Raw genomic sequence first — 3,682 nt, 5'->3', positions numbered from 1 at the left:
GGCGCAGCCGTTCCCGGGCCGAACCCATCGGTCAGTGCGTCAGCACATGACCGATAGAACCCGGGCGCCGAAGGCGCCTGAACCCTCTTACTTTCGGGAATACTGCCAGCCGCCTCCCATGCCTCTACTGCCCCATAAAAATATTTCTCACCGCCCCTTCCCCCTTGTGTTATAATATGAAAAGCGACTATGGAACGGCTTTTTTATTTTATATAACCATTTTTATGCTTATTTCCACGGACATAAGCAACTCAACAATTGAATAGGAGGATTTTAATCTTGGCAAAGGCTAGATTACAAATTATTCCCCTGGGAGGCCTGGGGGAAATCGGGAAGAATATGACTGTTTTCCGTTACGGCGACGAAATTATCGTAATTGATGCAGGCATGGCCTTTCCGGAAGAAGATATGCTGGGGATTGATATTGTCATCCCCGATTTCAGTTATTTAATCGAGAACAGGGATAAGATCAAAGCCATTCTGATTACCCATGGTCACGAAGATCACATTGGCTCCCTTTCCTATCTCCTGCGTGATGTGTCCGCACCGGTCTACGCAACCCGCCTGACCTGCGGCCTCATCGAAGGCAAGCTCAAGGAAGCCCATATTTCCAATTATGATTTACACGTAGTCAAATCAGGAGATGAATTCAAAGCCGGTTCATTTAAATTCGGATTCTTCCATGTCTGCCATTCCATTCCTGATTCCTGCGGTATTTATCTGCGTACCCCCATCGGCACCATCGTCCACACCGGCGATTTCAAATTCGACCATTCCCCGGTGGACGGCGAACAGACCGATATGTACAAGCTGGCTGAACTGGGCCATCGGGGCGTGCTGGTGCTCTGCGCCGACTCCACCAATGCCCAGAATCCCGGCTATACGCCGTCGGAAGCGGTGGTCACCCGCTCCCTCATGGAAGCCTACGGCGAAGCAAGGGGCCGCATCATCCTGGCCACCTTCGCATCCAACGTATCCCGTATCCAGATGGCCGTGGACGCCGCCGTCCATTACAAGCGCAAGGTCTGCGTCTTTGGCCGCTCCATGGTGAATGTGGTAAACATCGCTTTGGAAATGGGATATCTTACGGCACCGGAAGGCACCTTCATCGAACCGGAAGAAATCAACCGGTACCGGGATGACCGCCTCTGCATTCTCACCACCGGCAGCCAGGGCGAACCCATGGCCGGCCTTTCCCGCATGGCCGACGGCAGCCACCGTCAGGTGACCATTCATGCCGGAGACACCGTCATCATCTCCGCCTCCCCCATTCCGGGCAACGAAACAAGCGTAGGCCGCACCATCGACAGCCTCATGAAACTGGGCGCCCATGTGGTGACCAGCGCCACCACCCGGGTCCATGTATCCGGCCACGGTTCCCAGGAAGACCTGAAAACCATGCTCTCCCTGGTACACCCGAAGTTCTTCATCCCCGTCCACGGCGAATACCGCATGCTCTGCAGCCATGCAGAACTGGCCGAAAGCCTGGGCGTAAAGAAACAGAATATCCTGATTGGCGAAAACGGTTCCATCTTCGAATTCACCAACCGCAGCGCCAAAATCAACGGCAAAGTACAGGCAGGCCCGGTCTTCGTTGACGGCCTGGGCGTAGGGGATGTCGGAAATATCGTCATCCGCGACCGCCAGCAGCTGGCACAGGACGGCGTAGTCATCGTAGTCATCGCCCTGGAAAAAGGCAGCAACCAGGTCCTGGCAGGCCCGGACATCGTATCCAGAGGCTTCGTCTATGTAAGAGACAGCGAAGCCCTCCTCACGGAAGCCAGAGAACGCGTCGAATCGGTGCTGGACCGCTGCGAAGCAGGCAACGTGACCGAATGGAACGCCATCAAAACCCAGATCCGCGACACTTTGGGCAAGTACTTCTACGACCGCACCAAGCGGCGCCCCATGATTCTTCCCATCATCCAGGAAGTAAAATAAATGCCATTCCCCGCCCTGCTTCTTCAGGCGGGGATTTTTATTGGAAATCCTGCCGGTATGCTGCGCCTCTGTCCCATGCCGGATAGGAAACCTTTCGTGAACAGTTTCCTGTCGGTATGCTCCACACCTGCCCCCATGCCGAATAGGAAACTTTTCGCAAACAGTTTCCTGCCGCTATGCTGCACTTCTGTCCCATGCCGAACAGGAAACTTTTCATCACCAGTTTCCTGCCGGCATGCTCCACACCTGCCCCATGCCGAATAGGAAACTTTTCACCACCAGTTTCCTGCCACTATGCTGCACTTCTGTCTCATGCCGAATAGGAAACTTTTCATCACCAGTTTCCTGCCGCTATGCTGCACTTCTGCCCCATGCCGAATAGGAAACTTTTCGCAAACAGTTTCCTGTCAGTATGCTAAACTTCTGTCCCATGCCGAATAGGAAACTTTTCATCACCAGTTTCCTGCCGGCATGCTCCACACCTGTCCCATGCCGGATAGGAAACCATTCGCAAACAGTTTCCTATCGGTGTGCTCCACAACTGTCCCATGCCGAACAGGAAACTTCTCACACACAAGGAGTCTCACCATGACCATTTCCCCCACCTTTTTCAGAAACTTTGCCTGCAAGGCGGACAAATGCCGCCACACCTGCTGCCAGAAATGGGTGATTAACATTGACGCAGAAAGCGCTAAAAAGTATAGAAATACAAAAGGCCCCCTGGGCGAAGAGCTGAGGGTATGGATAGCCACCGATGAAGAGGGAAATCCATGCTTCAGGCTCAATGAAAAAGGGTACTGCCATTTTCTAAATGAGAAAGGACTCTGCCGCCTGGTTCTGGAGAAGGGTCCGAAGTTTCTCTGCCAGATATGCCGGGACCACCCCCGTTTCTACGTGTACAGCTGCGATGAACATCTGGCCATGGAGAACACCCTGGCCGGCACGGGACTTGCCTGCGAAGAGACGGTGGAGCAGCTCATGGCGGAGGAGGGGGAAATTGTTTTTGAAAGGGATGACGGCTCCTTTCCCATCTATTTCAATGACCTCATCAGTACCCACTTCATGAATCTTCCTAAGAAACTGCAGTCCTTTACGGCTGATTTCAAAAAGGACTATGTGCACCGCCTGCTGCATCGGATGGAAGAAACGAACCCCATTGACGAGGAATGGACGAAATCCCTTGCTTTCATCAAAGACCATGAGGAAGAACTGATACAGGAGGCAAAGCGCCTCACTAAGGAAATCTCCCCTGTCTTCCTCACCAACCTATACCGGTACATCTTCTACCGCCAGATGTGCGAATTTGAAATATATGACCCCGAAGACATTGCCTTCTACAGCCGCGAAAGCGTGACCTTCATCCTCCTGGAATGCGCCCGCACCCATGACCTCATCCGCGCTGTCACCCGCTGGTCCGAGCAGATAGAGTACGACACGGAAAATGTGTACATCCTTCTGGACAGCATCTCTGAAGAACCCTGTGGGGATGATGAATGATAAAGGCCCCTTGGCGACCCGGGTTCAGAGAGGAAGGTTGACGGGGCTCCGCCCCGAAGGGTCTTAAGGTTCTAAAGTTTGACAGCGGCCTTTGGCCGCTGAGGGTTGTGGTATCGCCTTTGGCGATGAGTATGAAGTCAGCGTTACGGGACTTCCCGCCGGGCACAGTCATTCTCGTATAGTAAGTGTAGGGCATGAAGTTAAATACTTCCATTGCCCACCTTGATGGGTAGGGAATCCTGGT

2 protein-coding genes are annotated in these 3,682 nt (G+C 53.2%); both read left to right on the top strand.

Features of this window, described 5'->3' with window-relative positions:
• Nucleotides 1-276: 276 nt before the first annotated feature.
• Nucleotides 277-1,941, top strand: coding sequence for a ribonuclease J (locus tag QZQ29_RS09095; protein WP_296962556.1), 1,665 nt, complete (start codon nucleotides 277-279; stop codon nucleotides 1,939-1,941).
• A gap of 588 nt (nucleotides 1,942-2,529) precedes the next feature.
• Nucleotides 2,530-3,438 (top strand): flagellin lysine-N-methylase, encoded by a 909-nt coding sequence (gene fliB, locus QZQ29_RS09090; protein ID WP_296962554.1) that lies wholly within the window; start codon nucleotides 2,530-2,532, stop codon nucleotides 3,436-3,438.
• Nucleotides 3,439-3,682 lie beyond the last annotated feature (244 nt).

Origin of the sequence: uncultured Dialister sp. (assembly GCF_900538805.1) — a bacterium.
In the GTDB taxonomy this organism is placed as follows: Bacteria; Bacillota; Negativicutes; order Veillonellales; family Dialisteraceae; genus Dialister.
Note: the sequence above shows the minus strand (reverse complement) of the source record. Positions and strands in the feature narration are given on the sequence as shown.